The organism is Sphingomonas sp. (assembly GCF_045810705.1).
In the GTDB taxonomy this organism is placed as follows: Bacteria; Pseudomonadota; Alphaproteobacteria; order Sphingomonadales; family Sphingomonadaceae; genus Sphingomicrobium.
Window position 1 is genome coordinate 47,351 of record NZ_JBJMVI010000020.1, and the last position, 20,352, is coordinate 67,702.

A 20,352-nucleotide genomic window follows, 5' to 3' on the forward strand; every position below is an offset into this window, starting at 1 on the left:
GGCCAGGCGAAGCCTCTTCCGGCCGCGCGCCGTCGGCTCTTACGACCCCTCTTGCCAAGCGCCAAAAACAGGCGGACGGTAGCGCTTTCCAGGCAGGCGCCGAAGCGCCTCTCTCGAGAGCGGCTCGCGGCGTCGGTAACGGCACGAAGGGAGAGTCGCATGGCCGGAGAATCTACAAAAGGCACTCGAGTGATCGCGCTGGTGGGACCCGCCGGCGCAGGAAAGACCAGCCTTGCCGAAGCGATGCTGTTCGCAGCCGGCGCCAGCGACCGATTGGGGTCGACGGCCAACGGCTCCAGCATCGGCGACTCCAGCCCTGAAAGCCGTCAACGCGGCGGCTCGACCGAGCTGAACCTCTACAATTTCCAGTATCTCGGCGACGAGTTCGCCATCCTCGATGTGCCGGGCTCGGTTGGCTTCTCCGCTGACGGCGCCAAGGCGCTGGCGATTGCAGACGTGGCGATCGTGGTCGTCGATCCCGACCCGGCGCGGGCGCCTCTCGCTGCCCCCGCGCTGCGCGCGCTGGACGAACTCGGCATCCCGCACCTCGTGTTCGTCAACCGCATCGACCAGGCGCACGGACGCATCCGCGACCTCCTGACCGCGCTCCAGCCAATGAGCGTGTCGCCCTTGATTGCCCGGCAGATTCCGATCTGGGACGGCGAGAAGATCGGCGGCTTCATCGACCTGGCGCTCGAATATGCGTTCAAATATCGAGCCGGGAAGGAATCCGAGCGCATCGAGATTCCGGCCGAGCTCCACGATCGCGAGATCGAAGCCCGCACGCAAATGCTCGAACAACTTGCCGACCATGACGACGAGTTGCTCGAACAATTGCTGATGGATGAGGCGCCGGCGCGCGAGAAAGTCCTTCAGGACCTCGCCCGCGAAACCAGCGACAATCTTGGCGTGTCGGTGCTGTTCGGATCGGCGATCAGCTCATGGGGCGTCCGCCGGCTGCTCAAGGCCATTCGCCACGAGGCGCCCGCTGCACCGTCGACCGTCAGCCGCCTCGGCATCACGGACCCGGCGCTGTACGTCTTCAAGGTCATTCACGGCTCGATCGGCCGGCTCGCCTTGTCGCGCGCGCTCGGCGGGCGGATCGCCGAAGGCTCGGACCTCAAGCTCGAAGACGGCGGTCACGCGCGCGTCGGATCGCTGTTCAGGGTCCAGGGCGAAAAGACCGTCAAGGTTGGCGAAGCGCGCGACGGCGACGTGGTCGCCGTGGCCAAGGTCGACACGGCCAAGGCCGGTCACTGGCTGGGCGCGGGCAAGCTGCCGCCGCCGATCGAAATCGATTATCCCGCGCGCAACTGCGCGATCGCGATCGAGCCTGCTGACCGCAAGGACGACGTCAAGCTGTCGGGCGCTCTCCAGCGCCTCAGCGAAGAGGACGCCGCGCTGGTCGTCGAGCATGACGACGCCAATCACGAGATCCGCCTGCGCGGGGTTAACGACGAGCATCTCAACGCGGTCATCGCGCGCCTCAAGCGCCGCTACGGCGTCGAGGTGAAGAGCCACACGCCGACCGTCGGCTACCGCGAATCGATCCGCAAGCCAGTGACCCAGAAGGGTCGCCACAAGAAGCAGTCGGGCGGCCACGGCCAGTTCGGTGACGTGATCATCGAAGTGAAACCCCTGCCCCGCGGCTCCGGCTTCGTGTTCGAGGAGAAGATCCACGGCGGCTCGGTACCCAAGCAATGGATCCCGGCTGTCGAGGACGGCGTTCGCGAAGCGATGCGCAAGGGACCCTTGGGCTTCGAAGTGGTCGATTGCGCGGTCTCCCTAGTCGACGGCAGCTACCACAGCGTCGATAGTTCCGAGCTGGCGTTCAGGCTTGCGGGGCGGATCGCGATGCACGAGGCGCTCGCCGCCGCGCAGCCGCATCTCCTCGAGCCGATGCACAAGCTGACGGTCGTCTGCCCGTCGAGCGCAACCAGCCGGATCACCTCGGCGGTCGCTGGCCGCCGCGGCCAGATGCTCGGCATGGGGCCCCGCGATGGGTGGACCGGCTGGGACCGCATCGACGCGCTGATCCCCGAAGCCGAGCTATCCGGCCTGGAAGCTGAGCTGAGGTCGCAAAGCCAGGGGCTCGCCACCTATGAGGCCCAGTTCGACCATCTGGCCGAGCTCAACGGGCCGCTCGCCGAGAAGGTGATCCAGCAACGGGTGCCGGAACCGGCCTAAGCTAGAGAGTCACTTCCTCGAAGCCGCGCAGCTTTACGAGGCGGTCGAGCTCGACCAGGGTCGCGAGCAGGCTTTCCATGCGGTTGAGCGGCCACGCATTGGGCCCGTCGGACCTGGCGTTCGCCGGGTCGGGATGCGTCTCCATGAACAGTCCGGCGATGCCGACCGCGACCGCGGCGCGCGCCAGCACCGGCACGAACTCGCGCTGGCCGCCCGAGCTGGTCCCCTGCCCGCCTGGAAGCTGCACACTGTGGGTCGCGTCGAACACCACCGGGCAGCCGGTGTCGCGCATGATCGCCAGGCTGCGCATGTCGCTGACCAGATTGTTGTAGCCGAACGAAGCCCCGCGCTCGCACACCATGATCGTGTCGTCGTCGACCCCGGCGGCCCGAGCGGCGCCGCGCGCCTTGTCGACGACATTCTTCATGTCGTTTGGCGCCATGAACTGCGCCTTCTTGATGTTGACCGGCTTGCCCGAGGCGGCGACGGCATGGATGAAATCGGTCTGCCGGGCGAGGAAAGCCGGCGTCTGGAGGACGTCCACGACCTCGGTCACGGGCCCGATCTGGGCGATGTCGTGGACGTCGGTCAGCACCGGCACGCCGACCGCATCGCGAACCTTTTCGAGGATCCGCAATCCCTCCTCCATGCCGGGTCCGCGATAGCTCTTGTCACTACTGCGGTTGGCCTTGTCGAAGCTCGATTTGAAGATGAACTGGACCCCGATCCGGTCGGTGATGCCCTTCAGCCGCTCGGCGGTGCGCAGCTGCAAATCCTCGCTTTCGACCACGCATGGCCCGGCGATCAGGAACAGGGGCTGATCGAGCCCGATGTCTTGTCCAAGCAGCTTCATCGCGCCGCGTTAGCCGACGACGCCCGCCGCCGCCACCGTGAGCAGAAAGCTGGGCGAGTTGAGCCGGGCCGCAAGGTGATCGACGGCATGGACGCGCGCGGACATTGGCTGTAATCGAAAGTTATATGCCGGCGACCAAGCGTGCGGACGTATGGGTGCTCCTGGGTCCGCACCGTGGGGACAACCACCAGGTGCTGGCGCTTGCCGAGGGCCTCGGCGTCCCGTTCCGTCCGATCCAGATGCGCTACCGCTGGTTCGCTCACGTGCCGGCGGCGCTCCGCAGCGTCGCAATTTCGCAGCTCCTGCCCGAAGCGCGCGCCGAGATCGCCCCGCCGTGGCCGTCGCTCCTCCTCGGCATCGGCCAGCGCAGCGCACCGGTCGCGCGCTTCATCAAGCAGGCGTCCGGCGGCCGCACGACGATCGTGCGGCTCGGCGATCCGATGGTGTCGCCGCGGCTATTCGATCTCGTCATCACCACCACGCAATATGCGGTACGCGAGGCCGAAAACGTGATCCGGCTTCCGGTCACGATCACCAATCCGCCGACCGCGCCCGATGCTGCCGAAGAGCATTGGCTGGCGGCGTTCCCGCGTCCCCGGCGGCTGATCGCCGTTGGCGGCGCGACGTCGCTTTGGCAGCTCAAGCCTTCGGCCATCGCCGAGGCAGCCCGCACCTTGCGGACCATGGCGGAACGCGATGGCGGCTCGGTGATCGCGGTCACTAGCCCGCGCACGTCTTCGAGGCTCGCCGCCGCCGCGCGCGCCGAGCTCGGACCGCTGGCCGTCGTCGAGGGCAGCTTCCCCCGCTACAATGCGCTGCTCAGCGCGGCGGACGAGATTCACGTCACCGGCGACAGCGTGTCGATGCTTTCCGAAGCGGTGGCAGCGGGCAAGCCGGTCGGCCTGATCCCCCTCGACCTGAACCCGATCGGGCAGTTGTTACAGGTGATCGAAGAGCTTCGTGGGCGGCGGTTTCGAATCCGCGACCTGAGGAAATTTTGGGACGACCTCGGCGCGCGCGGACTCGTGGGAACGATCGAGGACCCACGCTGCGGCAAGCTCGACGCCGATCCGCTCGAGACCGCCTGCGCCGCGGTTCAGGCCGCGCTCGAAGGCCGCCTTCCCGAAACGGTCGTGCGAGTCAGGGTTCCCGCCGGCCGACGCGCCCCGCAACCGGCGGCGGGCTAGGCGAGCCCCTCGATCGCCGCCACTGGCCGCCACTCACCGAGCCCATAGCGTTCCGCGAAATCGGCCGGAAACGGGGCACCCTCGTTGATCCCGCCGCTGACGAAGACCGCGTCGAAGCCCATCCGCGCCGCGCCGAGGATGTCGGTCTGAAGCCCGTCGCCGACCGCCAGCACTTCGTCCGCCGGCGGATCGCCGGCGAGGTGCAGCGCATGGCGATAGATCGTGTCGTACGGCTTGCCGTACCAGGTCACGCGGCCGCCAAGCCCTTGGTAGATGTCCGCGATCGCGCCAGCGCAGGCTTCGATGAGGCCACCCCGCACCACCATCCGGTCGGGGTTGAGGCAGTGCATGTGAACATCGCGGTCGGCCCAGCGCTCGAGGTCTGGACGATAGTCCTCGGGGTTCGGTCGCTCCTCGGTGATGCCGGTGCAGGCGAGGTCGGTGAAGTCGTCGCCTTTGGCCAGCCGGACGCCGCGCCCTTCGAGGATCGCCCAGTCGCCGCGCGTGCCGAGGAAACCCACCGGACGACCGAGCGCATTGAGCGCCTCGATCCCCGCCTCGCCGCTGGTCGCGATCGCGTCCCAGCAGATGCGCGGCAGGCCCATTCGCTCAAGCTGCCCGCTGACCGCCTCGGCGGTGCGCGGCGCGTTGGTGATCAGGATCACGCACCGGCCCTGGTCGCGCCATTGGCACAGCCGCTCTGCCGTGCCGGGATAGAGCGTCACGCCGTCATGCACGACCCCCCAGACGTCGCACAGGATCAGCCGGTACTTGGGGTCGAGCGCGTCCAATGGGCTCATTCGAGGCCCGCTTGTGCAAGCGCCTGCTCGATCGGCGCGACGTCCTCCGGATTGTTGAGTTCGCGCAAGGCGAAGGACGGCGGCGTCACCTCCACAACCGCGACCGGAACGCCGGCGTCGAGAAAGCGGAGCTGCTCGAGCCCTTCGAGCGTCTCGAGCTCGCTCGGCGGCGTCTTTGCGTAAAGCTCAAGCGCGGCTGGGCGGTACGCATAGACTCCGACATGAAGCCGCATCGGCGACATCTCGTCCTCCAACGCGCCCGCAGGCAAATGCGGAATGAGCCGCTTGGAGAAATAGAGCGCGCGCCCATTCGAATCCGTGACGACTGTGGTTCCCCCAACCCTCCCCGCGGCTTCTTCGGCCCGTAGCGCGCGCACCTCATCGCTGCGCAGGCGCAAGGCGGGGGTTGCGACCTGCGCGTCCGCATCTTGCGCCATGCGATCGATCAGAACCTCGACGAAGCCCGGCGGCGTCAGCAGCGCATCACCCTGGAAGTTGATCACCAGGTCGACATCGTGCAGCTGCCCCAGCGCCTCCGCACAGCGCTCGGTGCCGTTGCGGCACTCGCTCGACGTCATGATCACGCCAACCTTGGAAGCCTTGCACGCATCCGCAATGCGCTCGTCGTCGGTTGTCACGAAGACGCCGGATACTCCGGCTACTCTCCGCGCCGCCTCGACGCTTCGCTGGATCAGCGGCTTGGCCGCACCGCCCGCGCCTTTCAGTTCGACCAACGGCTTTCCCGGGTAGCGCGACGATTGGTAGCGCGCCGGGATCAGGATCGCGACGTTCATCGAGCGGCGGGGCAATCGTGGATGTGCAGGACGCCGACGGGCTTCTTGCCGCGGCCGTCCTCCTTGACCACGAACAGGGCCGTGATCTTGTGCTCGTCGAACAGCACCAGCGCGTCGTCGATGAGGTCGTCCGGGCGCAGCGTCTTTGGGTCGCGGGTCATGAACTCGCCTGCATTATGGTCGAGCCCGCGTTCAATGTTGCGGCGAAGGTCGCCGTCGGTGATGACGCCGATCAGATAGCCTGAAGCGTCGGTCACCCCGATCACGCCGAGCCGCTTGACCGACATTTCGACGACCGTGTCGTGCATCGAGCTGTCTTCGCGGGTCAGCGGCAGCGATTTGCCGCCGTGCATCAGCCGCCGCACTGGCTTGAGCCTGGCGCCGAGCGAGCCGCCGGGGTGAAGCCGGCCGAAGTCGGTGCGGGTCACGCCTTTCTGCCGCATCACCGTCATCGCCAGCGCGTCGCCGAGCGCCAGCGCCATGGTCGACGAGGTCGTCGGCGCGACCGATTCCGGCCCCACTTCGGGCCAATGCGGCAGCACCAGCGACGCCGTACCCGCAGCGGCGAGCATCGTGCCGGCATGACCAGTGATCGCGATGATCGGAATGTGCCCACACTGGAAATGATCGATCACCGGCTCGAGCTCGGCGGTCTCGCCGCTTTGCGAGATGAGAATTGCGACATCGCCCTCGGCCGCCATGCCGATGTCGCCGTGGATCGCTTCGGCAAGATGGAGGAATACGGCGGTCGTCCCGGTCGAGGCGAAGGTCGCGGCGATCTTGCGCGCCACGTGCCCCGACTTGCCGAGCCCGCTGACGATCAGCTTGCCCTTGCACGCGCAGATGAGCTCGACGGCTTTCTCGAACGGCGCGCCGAGCTGGTCGGCCAGCGCATCGAGCGCGCGCGCTTCGTCGTGGAGGATCGCCTGCCCGAACTCGAGGACGCCGATCGGTGAACTGCGGTCTGCTGCCATGGGCCGACACCTAGCCACGCGCCGCGCGCCTGTGAAGCTTGACGACCGCGGCGCCGCAGGCTTGGGTCGTGCGTTCAAGGGGAACCCAATGGCCAAGCGACTGACCCGCTACATCCTGATCGCGCTGGTGCTCGGCGTCATTACCGGCTGGGTCATCAATGCCGCGATAGACGACGGCACGGCCGAAAGCGCCGCCCGCCTCAAGTCGATCGCCGACTATTTGAGCATCGTGACAGCGCTGTTCCTGCGCCTGATCAAGATGATCATCGCGCCGCTCGTCTTCTCGACCCTGGTTGCCGGCATCGCCCACATGGGCGACATCGCGGCGCTGGGCCGCGTCGGCCTGCGTTCGATCCTATGGTTCGTGCTGGCGACCTTCGTCTCGCTGACGCTCGGACTAATTTTGGTCACGGCCCTTCACCCGGGAGTCGGCCTCAACCTTCCTCTGCCTCCGGCGACGGCGGCGAGCGGGGTCGAGACCGCTGCGTTCAACCTCAAGGATTTCATCAGCCACGTCGTGCCGCAGTCGATTTTTGAGGCGATGAGCGCGAACGAGATCCTGCCGATCGTGGTGTTCTCAGTCTTCTTCGGAGTCGCGCTGACGGCGATCGGCGAGAAGGGAAAGCCGTTGGTCCGCGGCGTCGAATCGCTCGTCCGGGTTATGCTCCAGGTGACCAATTATGTGATGCGCTTCGCGCCCTTCGCGGTATTCACCGCGGTCGCCAGCGCGCTGGCCGAGCGCGGGCCGCAGATCATCATGACCCTGGGCAAGTTCGTCGGCAGCTTCTACCTTGGCTTGCTGATCCTGTGGGCGGTGCTGATCGGCGCCTGCTTCGTCATCGTCGGACCGCGCACGCGCCACCTGGTGCGATACATTCGCGATCCCGTCGTGCTCGCTTTCTCGACCGCCTCGAGCGAGGCGGCTTACCCGCGTACCCTCGAGGAGCTTGAGCGGTTCGGCGTTCCGCCGCGCATTGCCAGCTTCGTCCTGCCTCTGGGCTATTCGTTCAACCTCGACGGCTCGATGATGTACATGACCTTCGCGTCGATCTTCATCGCGCAGGCCTATGGCATCCACCTCAGCCTCGGCCAGGAAATCACCATGCTGCTGGTGCTGATGATCACCTCGAAGGGCATGGCCGGGGTACCGCGAGCGAGCCTGGTGGTGATTGCAGCGACTCTGTCGATGTTCAGGATTCCGGAAGCGGGGCTGCTGTTGATCCTTGCGGTCGACCATTTCCTCGACATGGGCCGGTCGGCGACCAACGTCGTCGGCAATGCCGTCGCTGCGAGCGTCGTTGCGCGATGGGAGGGCGATCTCGGTCCGGCGTTATCGCCCGATATCGAAGCCGCGCACGCCGCCTCACGTCGCGCAGAGCCCCGCAAAGCGGGCTGACCTGATGCTGGCGATCACTGGAATCGAGCTTCTGCCGCCGGCGCCGCTGTTCCTTGCCTTCGCGCTCGCCGGACTTGCGCTCAACTTCGTTCCGGGCGCCGACATGACCTTCGTCATTGCCAGCGCGGCGCAGGGCGGGCGCCGCGCCGGCATCATTGCCGCGCTGGGAATCGGCGGCGGCACTCTGGTTCACATCCTCGCCGCGGTCCTTGGCCTATCCGCGCTGCTGGCGGCCTCGCAGACCGCGTTCACGATCATCAAATGGATCGGCGCGGCCTATTTGATGTACCTCGCGGTATCGCTGCTCTTGGCCGATGGGCAATCCCGGGGAAAGCTCGATCGGCATGGCCAGACCGGCTGGCGGCTGTTCCGCGCTGCGGCGCTCGTCAACCTGCTCAATCCCAAAGTCGCTTTGTTCTTCCTGGCCTTTCTGCCGCAGTTCATTGATCCCAACGCGACCGTTCCCGGGCTCCAAATCCTGTGCCTCGGCCTGTGGTTCGATGTGGTCGGCACGATCGTGAACATCGCAGTCGCGCTCGTCGCCGCGAGCACTGCCGAGCGTCTGCGCAACGTGTCGTGGATCGGTCGGGCGGCGCGATATGTTGCCGCCACGGCAATGGGCGGCCTCGCGCTGCGGCTGGCGCTCGCCGAGCGCCGTTAGCCGAACGGCCGGTCGATGCTTGGCGGCGGTTGGGTGAAGAACTTCGGCCCGCCCGCGGTCATGTGCCAGCAATCCTCGATGCGAACCCCGAATTTGCCCGGGATATAGAGGCCCGGCTCGTCCGAAAAGCACATGCCGGGCGCGAGCGGCGTGGTCTCGCCGTGGACGAGATAGACCGGCTCGTGAACCTCCATGCCGATGCCGTGGCCGGTCCGGTGCGGCAGTCCGGGCAGGCGGTAGCCCGGTCCGAAGCCCCAGCTTTCGTAGGTGCGGCGCACCGCGTCATCGACACTGCCGGCGGGAACGCCCGGCTTGGCCGCGGCGATCGCGATCTGCTGTCCGCGATGGACCTGGTCCCACAGCTTGCGTTGCTCCGCCGTCGGGTCGGCGCCGAACACGAACGTCCGGGTGATGTCGGCCTGGTACCCGTGGATCGCGCTTGTGCAATCCATCAGCACGACCTTGCCGCGCCGGACGACTTGCGGCTTGTGGCTGCCGTGGGGGTAGGCCGAGGATTCCCCGATCAGCACGAGCCCGCCATCGTACGCCGAGCCGTATTTCTTATGCGCGGCGGCGATCATCGCGTCGATGTCGGCCTGGGTCATGCCTTCGCGGGTGCGCTCGCCGGCGTAGCGGAGTGAGGCGAGCATGATCTCGTTCGCCGTCTGCATCAGCGCGAGCTCGGCCGGCGACTTGATCATCCGGCAGCCGCGCACGACGGGATTGGCGCTGACGACGCGGATGGCCGGGAGCTGCTGCCTCAACCGATCGAGAATGAAATAGCGGTCGGTCTCCTCGAAGCCGATGCGGGTGATTTTCTTGTCGCGGAGGAAGCCGGCAACCAGCTTCAGCGGCTCCTCGTCCTCGTTCCACGTCCGGATTTCGGCCGGAATCGACAGGCTTTCCGCGACCGACGGCCGCTCGAAGAACGGCGTGACGATGATCGGGTCGCCCACGGCCGGAATCACCGCGGCGGTCAGCCGCTCGGAGCGCCACCATTGCACGCCGGTAAAATAATCGAGGCTTGCGCCCGGCTCGACGATGATCGCGCCGATCCCGTTCCGCGCCATGAGCGCGCGCGCTTTGGCGAGGCGCTGCAGCCGCTCCGCCGGGCCGATCGGCGGCGGAATCGGGATCGACGGAAGCTCGGCGGCGGCCTGCGCGAACGCACGGTCTAACGGCAGTGCCATCGTCGCCACGAACGCGCCCGTGCCCTTGAGGAATCCGCGCCGGCGGATGGTTGAATGGATCATGCTTCCCCTCCTGCGGCGCACTGTTGCACGGCGGGATGCAATCGGCCAGCAGGCCCGCTCCCATGTTCGATTCGCTTTCCCACGACGGCGTGAAGCGCCCTGGCGCGCGCGAGATGACGGTGATGCTCGCCGGGCTGATGGCGCTCAACGCGTTCGCGATCGACGCGATGGTGCCGGCGCTTCCGGCGATCGGCCGCTCGCTCGGAGTGGCGCAGGAGAACCACCGCCAGCTCGTCGTGGTCGCTTATTTCGTCGGCTTCGCATCAACCCAGCTCTTCTGGGGGCCGCTCGCCGACCGCTTCGGCCGCAAGCCGATCCTCGGGGTAGGAATCGCGCTGTACATCCTGTTCGCGCTGCTGTGCGCATTCGCGGGGAGCTTCCCGCTGCTGATCGCCGGGCGGGTGGCGATGGGCGCGTCGGCGGCGGTGACCCGCGTGCTGGTCGTGGCGATGGTCCGCGACCTGTTCGAGGCCGAGGCGATGGCGCGGGTGATGAGCCTGGTGTTCATGACCTTCATGCTGGTGCCGGTGCTCGCGCCGAACATCGGCCAGGCGATCCTCTATGTGGCGTCGTGGCGGGCGATCTTCGTCGTGCTCGCCGGTTACGCGCTGGCGATGCTCGCCTGGTCGTCGTGGCGGCTGCCGGAGACGCTGCACCCGGCGTTCCGCCGCTCGCTTCGCTGGAGCGAGATGACAAGCGCGGTGCGACTGACGGTGCGCGACCCGCTGTCGCGCGGCTACACCATCGCCACCACGATCATGTTCGCGGCGCTTGTCGCATACATTTCGTCCATCCAGCAGATCGTGTTCGACGTGTTTGGCGAGGGCCGATACATCGGGCTGGTGTTTGCGGCAATTGCGGCGCCGATGGCTCTTGCTTCCTGGACCAACAGCCGGATCGTCGAACGCTACGGGTTGCGCCGGGTCGGGCATAGCGCGGCCGCAGCGCTGATGCTGGTCACCGCAGTCCATGCGGCGCTCGCCATGGCGGGCGGCGAAACACTGCCGGGCTTCGTCATCCTGCAGGGGCTGACGATGTGCTGCTTCGCCCTCGCCTCCTCGAACCTTGGAACGCTGGCGATGGAGCATATGGCGCCAATCGCGGGGACCGCTTCGTCCGTGCAGGGCGTGGTCAGCACCTTGGGAGCCGCCGTCCTCGGCTTCCTGATCGGACAGTCGTTTGACGGCACCGTTACTCCGTTCGCCGTCGGAACGGCGGCATGCGCCGCGCTCGGTTTCGTCATTATCGTCCTCACCGAGCCCAAGCGGTTGTTCGAGCGGCTCCCCGCGGGAGTGGACGAGGAGCCGCCGTGCATCGCCGAGGATTTCGGCTGAACTATTCGGCCGCGACCTCGTCGCCGTCGCCGTCGTCCGGACCGCCGCCGACCATCAAGGCCTCGCCGACTTCCTCGGTGCGGCCGCGGATCGCGTTTTCGATGCGCTGGGCGACGTCGGGATTTTCCTTGAGATAGACCTTGGCGTTCTCGCGGCCCTGGCCGATGCGCACGCTGTCGTAGCTGAACCACGAGCCCGACTTCTCGACCAACCCGGCCTTGACCCCGAGGTCGAGGATCTCGCCGACCTTGGAGACGCCTTCGCCGTACATGATGTCGAACTCGACCTGCTTGAACGGCGGCGCGACCTTGTTCTTGACCACTTTGACCCGCGTCGTGTTGCCGACGATATCGTCGCGGTCCTTGATCTGGCCGGTGCGGCGGATGTCGAGCCGCACGCTGGCGTAGAATTTGAGCGCGTTGCCACCGGTCGTGGTTTCGGGATTGCCGTACATCACGCCGATCTTCATCCGCAGCTGGTTGATGAAAATGACCATGCAGCGCGAGCGGCTGATCGAGCCGGTGAGCTTGCGCAGCGACTGGCTCATCAGCCGCGCCTGGAGGCCGACATGGCTATCGCCCATCTCGCCCTCGATCTCGGCGCGCGGAACCAGCGCCGCGACCGAATCCACCACCAGCACGTCGATCGCGTTCGAGCGCACCAAAGTATCGACGATCTCGAGCGCCTGCTCGCCGGTATCGGGCTGCGACACGATCAGCTCGTCGATGTTGACGCCCAGTTTCTTGGCGTAGCCCGGATCGAGCGCATGCTCGGCATCGACGAACGCCGCGGTGCCGCCGTTCTTCTGCGCTTCGGCGATCACATGCAGCGCCAAAGTCGTCTTGCCCGAGCTCTCGGGCCCGTAAATCTCGATCACCCGGCCGCGCGGCAGGCCGCCGACACCAAGCGCGATGTCGAGCCCGAGGCTGCCCGAGGAGATCGTCTCGACCTCCATCTTCTCGCGGCTGCCGAGCCTCATCGCCGAGCCCTTGCCGAACGCGCGGTCGATCTGCGCAAGCGCGGCCTCGAGCGCTTTCTGACGATCCGTGCCGGAACTTTCCAAGTTACGCGATTCCAATGTGCTGCCGATGACTTTGAGCTGCGCTGCCATGTCCCCTGTCTCCGTTCAAGCGTCAATCAAAAGCGGCCGAGCCCCGCCTGGTGAGAAGCTTCGTGTACCGCGTTTGTTCGATGAGAACAAGTGGGGAACATCGGCAACGTGGTCATGGCCGTCACGAAGTAAATTCGTGACGTCGATCGGGCTCGCTTCGCGACCGTCGTCGGGGAATTGTTCGCTTCAGGTCCATCATTAGGCGACCTGGCGCGATCTCGCCGAAGATTTCGGTTTCGATCCGCTTGCGCTTGAGATCAAGGTAGGTCCCGGCTCAAGGCCGGGTGACGGCGATTACGGCGGCGTTAGCGTCACGTCCCCTGCCCCGGTCCCGCCGTCCTCGCCCGCGTCCGGGCGCTTGTCGAACACCTCGTCGATGATGCCGAAGGCCTTGGCCTCGTCCGTCTCGAGGAACTTGTCGCGGTCCATCGCTTTCTCGATCTCCTCGAGCTTCTGGCCGGTGTATTTGGCGTAAAGCTCGTTGAGGCGGGCGCGCATGCGCAGGATCTCGCGCGCCTGGATCTCGATGTCCGCGGCCATGCCCTGGGCGCCGCCCGAGGGCTGGTGGATCATGATCCGGCTGTTGGCGAGCGCGACGCGCATCCCGGGCTCGCCCGCGGCGAGCAGAAAGCTGCCCATCGATGCGGCCTGGCCGATGCACACCGTGCCGACCTTGGGGCGGATGTATTGCATGGTGTCGTGGATTGCGAGGCCCGCCGTCACCACCCCGCCCGGCGAGTTGATGTACATCGAGATGTCCTTCTTCGGATTCTCGGCCTCGAGGAACAAAAGCTGGGCGGTGATCAGCGAGGCCATATGGTCCTCGATCGCGCCGGTGACGAAGATGATCCGCTCGCGCAGCAGCCGCGAAAAGATGTCGAAGCTGCGCTCGCCCCGGCTGGACTGCTCGATGACGATGGGGACGAGCTGCGAGAGGATGTCTTGATGGTCGGTCACTTGTGGCTGGTTCCTGGGCGGTTGTGGCTCGGGACTACATCGGGCGGATCGGCGCAAGGTTCAAGCGGCCGATCTACAAGAAAGGGCGGCCCGATCTCCCGGACCGCCCTCCCTGTTCTGGCGCTGCCTTAATTGCCGCGCTCGCCCCGCTGCGCCGGAGGTGCCGGGGGCGGTGGCGGTGGTGGCGGTGCCGGCAGTGGCTCGACCGCCGGCGGCGGCGGTGGCGGTAGCGGCACATAGGCCGGCGGCGCCTCGTGCCTGGGACCCATCTTGTAGGAGATGCGTCCGTAATAGAATTGGCCGGGCACATCGTAGGTCGTCGGGTCGTAATTGTTGATGCTGCAGGTGAAGCAGCCCGGCGGATCCTTGTCGGTGAGGTTGTTCCCGCCGACGGTCAGCGTGATCTGGTGGTCCATGATCGGCGGAGTCCAGTTGAGCTGAGCATCGACGTAGAAGCGGCTGCCGAGGACGTTGCTCAGCGCACCGGAACCGAAGAGGGGCGTCAGGCTGAATTCCGTCACCTTGGCGATATAGCGGCCGGTGACCGAGGCATTGAACCCGCCCAGAGTCCAATCGAGTGTCGCATTGCCTTTGAACCTCGGATAGGCTTGGTCGGGGCTGCCGCGCTCCGTCCCCCTGCGGTTGATCACGAACACGCCGAGCCCACCGTTGGTTTGGGTGACGACATATTTGAGCAGCCACGAGCCGTTCGCCGTCAGGCCGAACCGGCCGATGCCGGTCAGAGGCGTGCGGTAGGTCAGGTTCGCGTCGATCGAGCGGGTGTGGATGCTGGCCAGGTTCTGCAGCGTCCCGTCAATCTCATTGACGAAGCCGTTGGGGGTGCGGATCACGAGATTGCAATTGACCCTCACCAACGCGCAGTTCTGGAGTGTCAGGCCGGGATCGAGCCCGGCGATTGCGTTCTTGATCTTGATGTCGTGATAGTCGCCCTCGACGCTGAACGCGTGGCCGCCGAATGCGGTGGAGTAGACGGCGCCGAGATTGAGGCTCTTCGAAGTCTCCGGCCTCAAGTTGCGGTTGCCCTGGGTGATCACCGGCAGCTGGCCCGGATCCTCCGCATAGCTGCCGCTCGCGGGGACGCCGTTGAAGATGCAGTTGGCCCTGGCGGTGGCGCTGGTCTGCCACGGGTTGCCGGCCTGGTTCGAGCAGGGGTCAGCAACCGGAAGGTCGTAGCGCGACCGGGCACCGAACAACTCACCCAGCGTCGGAGCCCGGAACCCGGTCGAGTAAGCGGCGCGGAAGAGCAGATCGTGGACCGGCTTCCACAGACCGTTGATGGTGTAGGTCGTGGACCCGCCGCTGGTTGAATAATGCGAGTAGCGAGCAGCGCCGTTGGCCTCGAGCGAATAGATGCCCGGAATTTCCTTGGCGATCGGGATTCTGACCTCACCATAGACTTCGTTGACGTTGTAATGGCCGCGTGCCGGCAAGGCGGGAATGTCGGCGCCGAGGCCGGCCGAGACGATCGGGTCCGGCGTGAAGCTCGCGCTCTGGTAGCGATGCTCATAGCCGATCGCGACCGCGAGCGGGCCGGCCGGCAGGTCGAACAGGTCACCGCTGAGGTTGACGCTGTTGTCCCAAAGATGCTGGTCGCTCTTGTCGTGCTCGGTGAACTGAATCCAGTCGAGCATCGGCTGGGTGATCGACCCGGCGCCGCCGAACAGGTTCAGCGGCACGCAGGGCGCGGTGCAATTGGCCACCGGACCAATTGCCTGAGCAACCCGGTCGGCGCGGACGTTGCCGGTGAAGGCCTGGCGCGCCTGGTTGATTCCCAACGTCGTGTTGACGTCCCAATACCATTGGCGCTCGCCGGCATGAAACGAGCCGTCGAGGGTTCCGGTCGCGGAATAGGTGTCGACATGCTGGTGGAAGTCGCGCTGGCCGGCTTCGATCAGGCGGCGGGCAATGAACACATAGTTGGGGGTCAGACCGTTCGAGGTGCCATTGGGATTTTTTCCCGATTGCAGCGTCACGCCGAATGGGTTGAACGGATTGGTGACGTCGATCGACAGCGTATCGAACAGGCTGCCAGCGCCGTTGCCGGCATCGGGGCCGATGAAGAGCGGCTCGAACGCCGCCTTGTTCTCGGATTCGCGGTGACCGTAGAGCGCCTTGATGCGCAAGTTCACCGAATCGCTCAGCGCGCTCTTGGTGCTGACCCAGACGCCGTAGCGCTTCGACGGCGTCAGGATGTACTGGTAGGGCGCGAAGTTGAACTTATCGGCGTTGGTGAAAGTCCGCAGCTCTGCCAGAGTCGGAGTGCTGTCTGGCGGGTTCGTCGGCGTGAAATTGCCGAACGGCGTGCCGGCGATCGGCCCCGCATCCGTCCGTGTTTCGAAACGACCGCCGGCCGAAGCGCTGCTGCAGCCGCCTCCCCCAATGTTGCAGGTCGTCTGTCCGGGATTCGGGAATTGCGAGATCGAGCGGTCGCGCGAGAACACCGGCTCCTGCTTGGCGTAGTTGGCGCCGAACACGATGCTGGTCCGGTTCGCCTGGATTCCGTAGCTCGCCTGGTAATCCTGGGTCTTGCCGTCGCCTTGACGGAACTGACCGTATTGCGCCGAGGCGCGCAGGCCCCTCTGCTGCTGCACGGTGATGACGTTGACGACGCCGGCGATGGCGTCCGAGCCGTAGAGCGGCGAGGCGCCCGCCTGGAGCACTTCGATCCGTTCGATCATGTTGATCGGAATCGTGTTGAGGTCGACCGAGCCGGGAATGCCGCTGGCGCTGGTGCCGTTGACGAAGCGCAGGCCGTCGACCAGCACCAGGGTACGGTTCGAGCCGAGATAGCGAAGGTCGATCGTCGCCGAGCCCGCGCCGACGCCGCCGCCGTCCGGCGGGTTGCCGAGGTTGCCGCTGGCGTTGACCTTGGTGTTGAGGCCGCCGGCAGCGCTCGGGACGCGTTGAAGCACGTCGGCCACCGCCGACAGGCCCGTCTTGTCGATCGCAGCCTTGTCGACGAACACCACCGGGGCGTTCTGGCTGAGCGGGTCGCGGCGGATGCGCGATCCGGTGATGACGATTTCCTGGCTGCTAACCGCAGTGACCGGCGTCGTCTGGGATGGGACGACCGGCTGCGCCGCGACCGCACCCGTTGCAGTCGCTACTGCGGAAAGCGCCACACCGGCGCGAAGAATCTCAGACCGTTTCATGCAATCCCCCTTGTGTCGACGCCGATCCAGGATGTGGAAAACCCTAGTCAGTAATGGGGGATTCCTAACCGAGATGAGGAATCGGGGGAACGGAAACTGTCACGCATGCGACACAATTGTCAGCTGCTGATGCAAAACAACGACAGTTACTGCGGAGCCGCTAACGAAAGATAATAGAGGCGCCTGACCTCGCGCCGGCCGCGGGTCACGGTGTCGAGGATGAGCCCGCTGAAGAAGCACAGCACGGCGACGATGATGATCCCGGTGACGAGGATCGCCGTCGGAAAGCGCGGCACCAGCCCGGTCTGCAGGTAAGTCGCGACCAATGGAACCGCGAGCACGACGGCCAGCGCCAGCAAGATTGCGCCGATCCCGCCGTAAAAGAGCACCGGCCGCTCGATCCGGTACAAGGTGACGATCGTCTTCAAGATCCGCCAGCCGTCCGACCAGGTCGACAGCTTCGACTGCGAGCCTTCGGGCCGTGCGGCGTAGGCGGTCTCAACTTCGCCGACCGGCATCCGCAATTCGAGCGCGTGGACGCTGATCTCGGTCTCAATCTCGAACCCCGAGCTCAGCACCGGGAAGCTCTTCACGAACCGGCGCGAGAACACCCGGTAACCGGAGAAAATGTCGCTGAAGCTGCGGCCGAAGAGGCCCGCGAGAAGGCCCGTGAACAGCTGGTTGCCCATCGCATGGCCGCGCCGGTACGCGTCCTTCTCCTCATGCCGCCGCGTGCCGACCACCATGTCGAGCTGCTCGGCCAGCAACAAATCGACCATCGCCGGGGCCGACTTCGGATCGTAGGTGAGGTCGCCGTCCGCCATGACGTAAACGTCGGCGTCGACGTCCGCGAACATCCGCCGCACAACATGGCCCTTGCCCTGCTGGCGCTCGCTGCGGACAATTGCGCCGGCCTTTGCGGCGACTTCGCGCGTGCGATCGCTGCTGTTGTTGTCATAGACGTAGATGGTCGAGCCCGGCAGCGCGGCGCGGAAGCCGGCGATCGTCGCCGCGATCGCCGCTTCCTCGTTGTAGCACGGCAGCAGCACCGCGACTGTGGGCGACTGGACTTTGTTCAACTGGACCCCCGGGACTGACGCGCCAGCTATAGAAGGCATCAAGCCGCGGCGTCGAGACATGCGGTGGTGACATGGAGCAGCCGGAAGTCGCTGGTCATGCCGGTGAGCCTCCACTGATGATCGGGCGGGATGACGAACGCGTCGGCGGGACCGAGCTGGTGATGATCGAGCGCGGCTCGGCCCTCGAGCACGAAACCGAACACTAGTTCGCCGTCATGGGCCTCGAAGCTCATTTCAGAAGCGCCAGCCGGCCGGATAGTCCGGGCTTCCGCGAGCTGTCCGGTCGCTTGTGCGATGATCGTTTCCTGCGCTTCCCCGCCGTTGAACGGCGTCCAGGCGGTCTCAGCGGCGACGTGCCGGAGGAAGCGCTGCGCGCCGAACATCCGCTGCGGCTGCTCGGCGTTCGGCAATTCGAGCTCATGGTCGGCGAAGGTCTCGTGCAGCGCCGGGGCGCTGATCTCGACGACTTCGAGGCCGGCGGAGCTTTCCAGCACGCGATGGCGGATGAGCGGGGGCTGGAGCACCAGGTCTCCCGGCTCCATGACGAAGGGCTCGCCCTGATCCTCATAGACGACGCGCACCCAGCCGCGCCGGACGTAGATCAGCTGCACCAGCACGCGGTGGTAATGGACCCAGTCGGCGACCGGCCCGGCCTGCTGGATCGTGATATGCGAGGCGATCGTGCGCCCACCGAGCCGCCCAGGGATCAGGTCGCGGTAAAGCATACCCGCGCGGCCCTGCCCGGCCGCCGCGCCGGCGCGGGTCACGACGAACTCGGGCACGAACGGGGGCAGGGTCTCGGGCATTGGCGGCGCGGCGGGCAGGGACACGCGCACCGCCTCGCCGTCCTTGCTCAGCACGGCGGTCGCCGGATCGTCGGCCGGATAGATGACGTCGATGCGGAAGCCCTCGCGCCGCAGATCGTCGATCGCGAGGCTCAGGTCCTCGCAGACGATCTCGCGCTCGTTCAAGCCTTCCTGGCCGGCTTCTTCGCTGGCGCCTTCCTCGCGGGGGCCTTGGCCGGTGCCGGTTTGGCTGCGGCCTTCGGCTGCGGCGCCTTGCGGCCCGGCTCATCCTTCAGCGGCTTGGCGGGCTTGGGCTTGGCCGACGCTTTTTCGACCGGACCCTTGGCCGGTTCCTCGGGGACGGGCGCATCCTTGCTCTTGGTTCCAGCCTTGCCCTTGGCGGCCGACTTCTTCGCCTTGGGCGCGGGCGCATGGTCGTGGCCGCAGCCCGGCCCGTGCACATGGCCCTCCTCGGACTCAAGGTCCGCCTCGAGCTGCGCCCGAGTTCCCGTGCGGTCGCTGATTTCGGCGTGCGCGAACAGGAAGTCGACGACCTTGTCCTCGTACAGCGGGGCGCGGAGCTGCGCGGCGAACATCGGTTCGCGCTGGACGAGATCGAGGAAGCGCTTCTGCTCCTCGCCCTGATATTGCGAGGCCGCCTGAACGACCAGGTTACGCATTTCCTGCTCGCTGATCTCGACCCCATTGGCGCCGCCGATCTCCGACAGCAGCAGCCCCAGCCGCACGCGGCGTTCGGCGATATGCCGGTAATCGCCGGCTTCGGCGTCGATTTCTTTGAGCGCCGCCGCGGGATCCTCCTCGTGGCTCGCCTCGTGCTTCAGTTGCGCGACAATGTTTTGAAATTCCGCCTCGACCATCGACGGCGGAACCGCGAAATCGTGGCGGGCGGCGAGCTGGTCGAGCAGCTGCCGCTTCATATGGGTACGGGTCAGCCCGTTGAGCTCCTGCTCCAACTGGCCGCGGATCAGGCCCTTCAGATGCTCGAGGTCATTGAGGCCGAGCGTCTTGGCGAATGCGTCGTCGACCTTGGTATCGGCAGCCGTCTTCACCGACTTGACGGTGACTGCGAAGGTCGCTTCCTTGCCCTTCAGATTGTCGACCGGATAATCGTCGGGGAAGGTGACATTGACCTCCGGCTTGTCGCCGGCCTTGACGCCGATGAGCTGGTCCTCGAACCCCGGGATCAACCGCCCCGAGCCAAGCTCGACCGACATATCGTCGCCCTTGCCACCTTCGAAGGGCGTGCCGTCGACCGTGCCGGCGAAATCCATGACGACGAGGTCGCCCGGCGCGGCCGCATGTTTCCTGGGTGCGTCGTCCCAGCTTTTGTTCTGGCTCGCGAGCTGGCGAACCTGCTCGTCGACCGCGGCTTCGTCGGGCTCGACCGTCAGCCGCTCGAGCTTGAGCCCCTCGATCGACGGCGCCGCCATGTCCGGCAGCGCCTCGAGGCTGACTCGAACCTCGGCGTCCTTGCCCGGCTGGTAGCCGTCGTCGAGCTCGACCTGCGGCTGCAACGCGGGTCGAATCTTCTGCTCGGTGAGAAGCTGCTGGACCCCGTCCTGGACCGCGCCCTGGAGCGCGTCGCCGCGCAGGCTCTCGCCATGCATCTTGCGGATGAGATTGGCCGGCACCTTGCCCGGCCGGAACCCCGGCATGCGGATCTGCGGCGCGATGCGCTTCACTTCCTGGTCGACCCGCGCCTCGATGTCCTCGGCGGGGATGGTCAGCATGAAGGCGCGCTTCAGGCCCTCGTTCTCGGTCTCGACGGTTTTGATGGTCACGTTCCT

At 66.3% G+C, this 20,352-nt stretch carries 16 protein-coding genes; 5 read left to right on the top strand and 11 right to left on the bottom strand.

Annotated features, from left to right (window positions below; all coding sequences use genetic code 11):
* The first annotated feature begins 159 nt into the window (after nucleotides 1-159).
* Nucleotides 160-2,187, top strand: a complete 2,028-nt coding sequence (locus ACJ8FR_RS12160) for an elongation factor G (protein ID WP_407828901.1) — start codon at nucleotides 160-162, stop codon at nucleotides 2,185-2,187.
* 1 nt (nucleotide 2,188) lies between these two features.
* On the opposite strand, the gene kdsA is transcribed toward ACJ8FR_RS12160, so the two are convergent.
* A complete protein-coding gene (kdsA, locus tag ACJ8FR_RS12165) occupies nucleotides 2,189-3,040 on the bottom strand; it encodes a 3-deoxy-8-phosphooctulonate synthase (protein ID WP_407828902.1) in 852 nt (283 codons plus the stop codon).
* A gap of 125 nt (nucleotides 3,041-3,165) precedes the next feature.
* Here kdsA and ACJ8FR_RS12170 point away from each other — a divergent pair, with 125 nt between their 5' ends.
* A complete protein-coding gene (locus tag ACJ8FR_RS12170; protein ID WP_407828903.1) occupies nucleotides 3,166-4,227 on the top strand; it encodes an ELM1/GtrOC1 family putative glycosyltransferase in 1,062 nt (353 codons plus the stop codon).
* Here ACJ8FR_RS12170 and ACJ8FR_RS12175 read toward each other — a convergent pair.
* From ACJ8FR_RS12175 to ACJ8FR_RS12185, 3 genes are read right to left on the bottom strand one after another with little or no spacing between them, the layout of a single operon-like run.
* Nucleotides 4,224-5,027 carry a TIGR01459 family HAD-type hydrolase gene (locus tag ACJ8FR_RS12175; protein WP_407828904.1) on the bottom strand — a complete coding sequence of 268 codons (804 nt, stop codon included), beginning with the start codon at nucleotides 5,025-5,027 and terminating at the stop codon, nucleotides 4,224-4,226. The genes ACJ8FR_RS12170 and ACJ8FR_RS12175 overlap by 4 nt on opposite strands.
* The gene (locus tag ACJ8FR_RS12180; RefSeq protein WP_407828905.1) at nucleotides 5,024-5,821 is read right to left on the bottom strand and encodes a 3-deoxy-manno-octulosonate cytidylyltransferase; all 798 of its coding nucleotides are present in this window, start codon (nucleotides 5,819-5,821) and stop codon (nucleotides 5,024-5,026) included. Before ACJ8FR_RS12180 ends, ACJ8FR_RS12175 begins: the two co-directional genes overlap by 4 nt.
* Nucleotides 5,818-6,795: an SIS domain-containing protein gene (locus ACJ8FR_RS12185; RefSeq protein WP_407828906.1), complete on the bottom strand. Its 978-nt coding sequence runs from the start codon at nucleotides 6,793-6,795 to the stop codon at nucleotides 5,818-5,820. Before ACJ8FR_RS12185 ends, ACJ8FR_RS12180 begins: the two co-directional genes overlap by 4 nt.
* An 88-nt stretch (nucleotides 6,796-6,883) precedes the next feature.
* Here ACJ8FR_RS12185 and ACJ8FR_RS12190 point away from each other — a divergent pair, with 88 nt between their 5' ends.
* Together ACJ8FR_RS12190 and ACJ8FR_RS12195 are read left to right on the top strand one after the other, a co-directional pair.
* Nucleotides 6,884-8,191 carry a dicarboxylate/amino acid:cation symporter gene (locus tag ACJ8FR_RS12190; protein WP_407828907.1) on the top strand — a complete coding sequence of 436 codons (1,308 nt, stop codon included), beginning with the start codon at nucleotides 6,884-6,886 and terminating at the stop codon, nucleotides 8,189-8,191.
* 4 nt (nucleotides 8,192-8,195) lie between these two features.
* A complete protein-coding gene (locus tag ACJ8FR_RS12195) occupies nucleotides 8,196-8,852 on the top strand; it encodes a LysE family translocator (RefSeq protein WP_407828908.1) in 657 nt (218 codons plus the stop codon).
* Here the strand turns inward: ACJ8FR_RS12195 and ACJ8FR_RS12200 are convergent.
* A complete protein-coding gene (locus tag ACJ8FR_RS12200) occupies nucleotides 8,849-10,105 on the bottom strand; it encodes a M24 family metallopeptidase (protein WP_407828909.1) in 1,257 nt (418 codons plus the stop codon). The two genes, ACJ8FR_RS12195 and ACJ8FR_RS12200, sit on opposite strands and share 4 nt — an antisense overlap.
* Before the next feature lie 62 nt (nucleotides 10,106-10,167).
* Between ACJ8FR_RS12200 and ACJ8FR_RS12205 the strand changes: the two genes are divergently transcribed.
* The gene (locus ACJ8FR_RS12205) at nucleotides 10,168-11,439 is read left to right on the top strand and encodes a multidrug effflux MFS transporter (protein ID WP_407828910.1); all 1,272 of its coding nucleotides are present in this window, start codon (nucleotides 10,168-10,170) and stop codon (nucleotides 11,437-11,439) included.
* A 1-nt stretch (nucleotide 11,440) separates the two neighbouring features.
* On the opposite strand, the gene recA is transcribed toward ACJ8FR_RS12205, so the two are convergent.
* The 6 genes from recA to tig form a co-directional block, all read right to left on the bottom strand.
* Entirely contained in the window at nucleotides 11,441-12,550 is a 1,110-nt protein-coding gene (gene recA, locus ACJ8FR_RS12210) for a recombinase RecA (protein WP_407828911.1), read from the bottom strand.
* A 294-nt stretch (nucleotides 12,551-12,844) separates the two neighbouring features.
* Entirely contained in the window at nucleotides 12,845-13,507 is a 663-nt protein-coding gene (locus ACJ8FR_RS12215; protein ID WP_407828912.1) for an ATP-dependent Clp protease proteolytic subunit, read from the bottom strand.
* A gap of 128 nt (nucleotides 13,508-13,635) precedes the next feature.
* Complete coding sequence (locus ACJ8FR_RS12220; protein ID WP_407828913.1) at nucleotides 13,636-16,680, bottom strand: TonB-dependent receptor domain-containing protein; 3,045 nt, start codon at nucleotides 16,678-16,680, stop codon at nucleotides 13,636-13,638.
* 146 nt (nucleotides 16,681-16,826) lie between these two features.
* Nucleotides 16,827-17,798, bottom strand: coding sequence for a glycosyltransferase family 2 protein (locus ACJ8FR_RS12225; RefSeq protein WP_407828914.1), 972 nt, complete (start codon nucleotides 17,796-17,798; stop codon nucleotides 16,827-16,829).
* Nucleotides 17,798-18,730 (bottom strand): cupin domain-containing protein, encoded by a 933-nt coding sequence (locus ACJ8FR_RS12230; protein WP_407828915.1) that lies wholly within the window; start codon nucleotides 18,728-18,730, stop codon nucleotides 17,798-17,800. Before ACJ8FR_RS12230 ends, ACJ8FR_RS12225 begins: the two co-directional genes overlap by 1 nt.
* Nucleotides 18,727-20,340: a trigger factor gene (gene tig, locus ACJ8FR_RS12235; RefSeq protein WP_407829116.1), complete on the bottom strand. Its 1,614-nt coding sequence runs from the start codon at nucleotides 20,338-20,340 to the stop codon at nucleotides 18,727-18,729. The genes ACJ8FR_RS12230 and tig overlap by 4 nt, the downstream gene beginning before the upstream one ends.
* Between the last annotated feature and the right edge of the window lie 12 nt (nucleotides 20,341-20,352).

What these genes read in the sequence shown, in the direction of transcription:
- ACJ8FR_RS12160 (WP_407828901.1), top strand. Translation starts at nt 160, where the DNA reads ATGGCCGGAGAATCTACAAAAGGCACTCGAGTGATCGCGCTGGTGGGA.
- kdsA (WP_407828902.1), bottom strand. Translation starts at nt 3,040, where the DNA reads ATGAAGCTGCTTGGACAAGACATCGGGCTCGATCAGCCCCTGTTCCTG.
- ACJ8FR_RS12170 (WP_407828903.1), top strand. Translation starts at nt 3,166, where the DNA reads ATGCCGGCGACCAAGCGTGCGGACGTATGGGTGCTCCTGGGTCCGCAC.
- ACJ8FR_RS12175 (WP_407828904.1), bottom strand. Translation starts at nt 5,027, where the DNA reads ATGAGCCCATTGGACGCGCTCGACCCCAAGTACCGGCTGATCCTGTGC.
- ACJ8FR_RS12180 (WP_407828905.1), bottom strand. Translation starts at nt 5,821, where the DNA reads ATGAACGTCGCGATCCTGATCCCGGCGCGCTACCAATCGTCGCGCTAC.
- ACJ8FR_RS12185 (WP_407828906.1), bottom strand. Translation starts at nt 6,795, where the DNA reads ATGGCAGCAGACCGCAGTTCACCGATCGGCGTCCTCGAGTTCGGGCAG.
- ACJ8FR_RS12190 (WP_407828907.1), top strand. Translation starts at nt 6,884, where the DNA reads ATGGCCAAGCGACTGACCCGCTACATCCTGATCGCGCTGGTGCTCGGC.
- ACJ8FR_RS12195 (WP_407828908.1), top strand. Translation starts at nt 8,196, where the DNA reads ATGCTGGCGATCACTGGAATCGAGCTTCTGCCGCCGGCGCCGCTGTTC.
- ACJ8FR_RS12200 (WP_407828909.1), bottom strand. Translation starts at nt 10,105, where the DNA reads ATGATCCATTCAACCATCCGCCGGCGCGGATTCCTCAAGGGCACGGGC.
- ACJ8FR_RS12205 (WP_407828910.1), top strand. Translation starts at nt 10,168, where the DNA reads ATGTTCGATTCGCTTTCCCACGACGGCGTGAAGCGCCCTGGCGCGCGC.
- recA (WP_407828911.1), bottom strand. Translation starts at nt 12,550, where the DNA reads ATGGCAGCGCAGCTCAAAGTCATCGGCAGCACATTGGAATCGCGTAAC.
- ACJ8FR_RS12220 (WP_407828913.1), bottom strand. Translation starts at nt 16,680, where the DNA reads ATGAAACGGTCTGAGATTCTTCGCGCCGGTGTGGCGCTTTCCGCAGTA.
- ACJ8FR_RS12225 (WP_407828914.1), bottom strand. Translation starts at nt 17,798, where the DNA reads ATGCCTTCTATAGCTGGCGCGTCAGTCCCGGGGGTCCAGTTGAACAAA.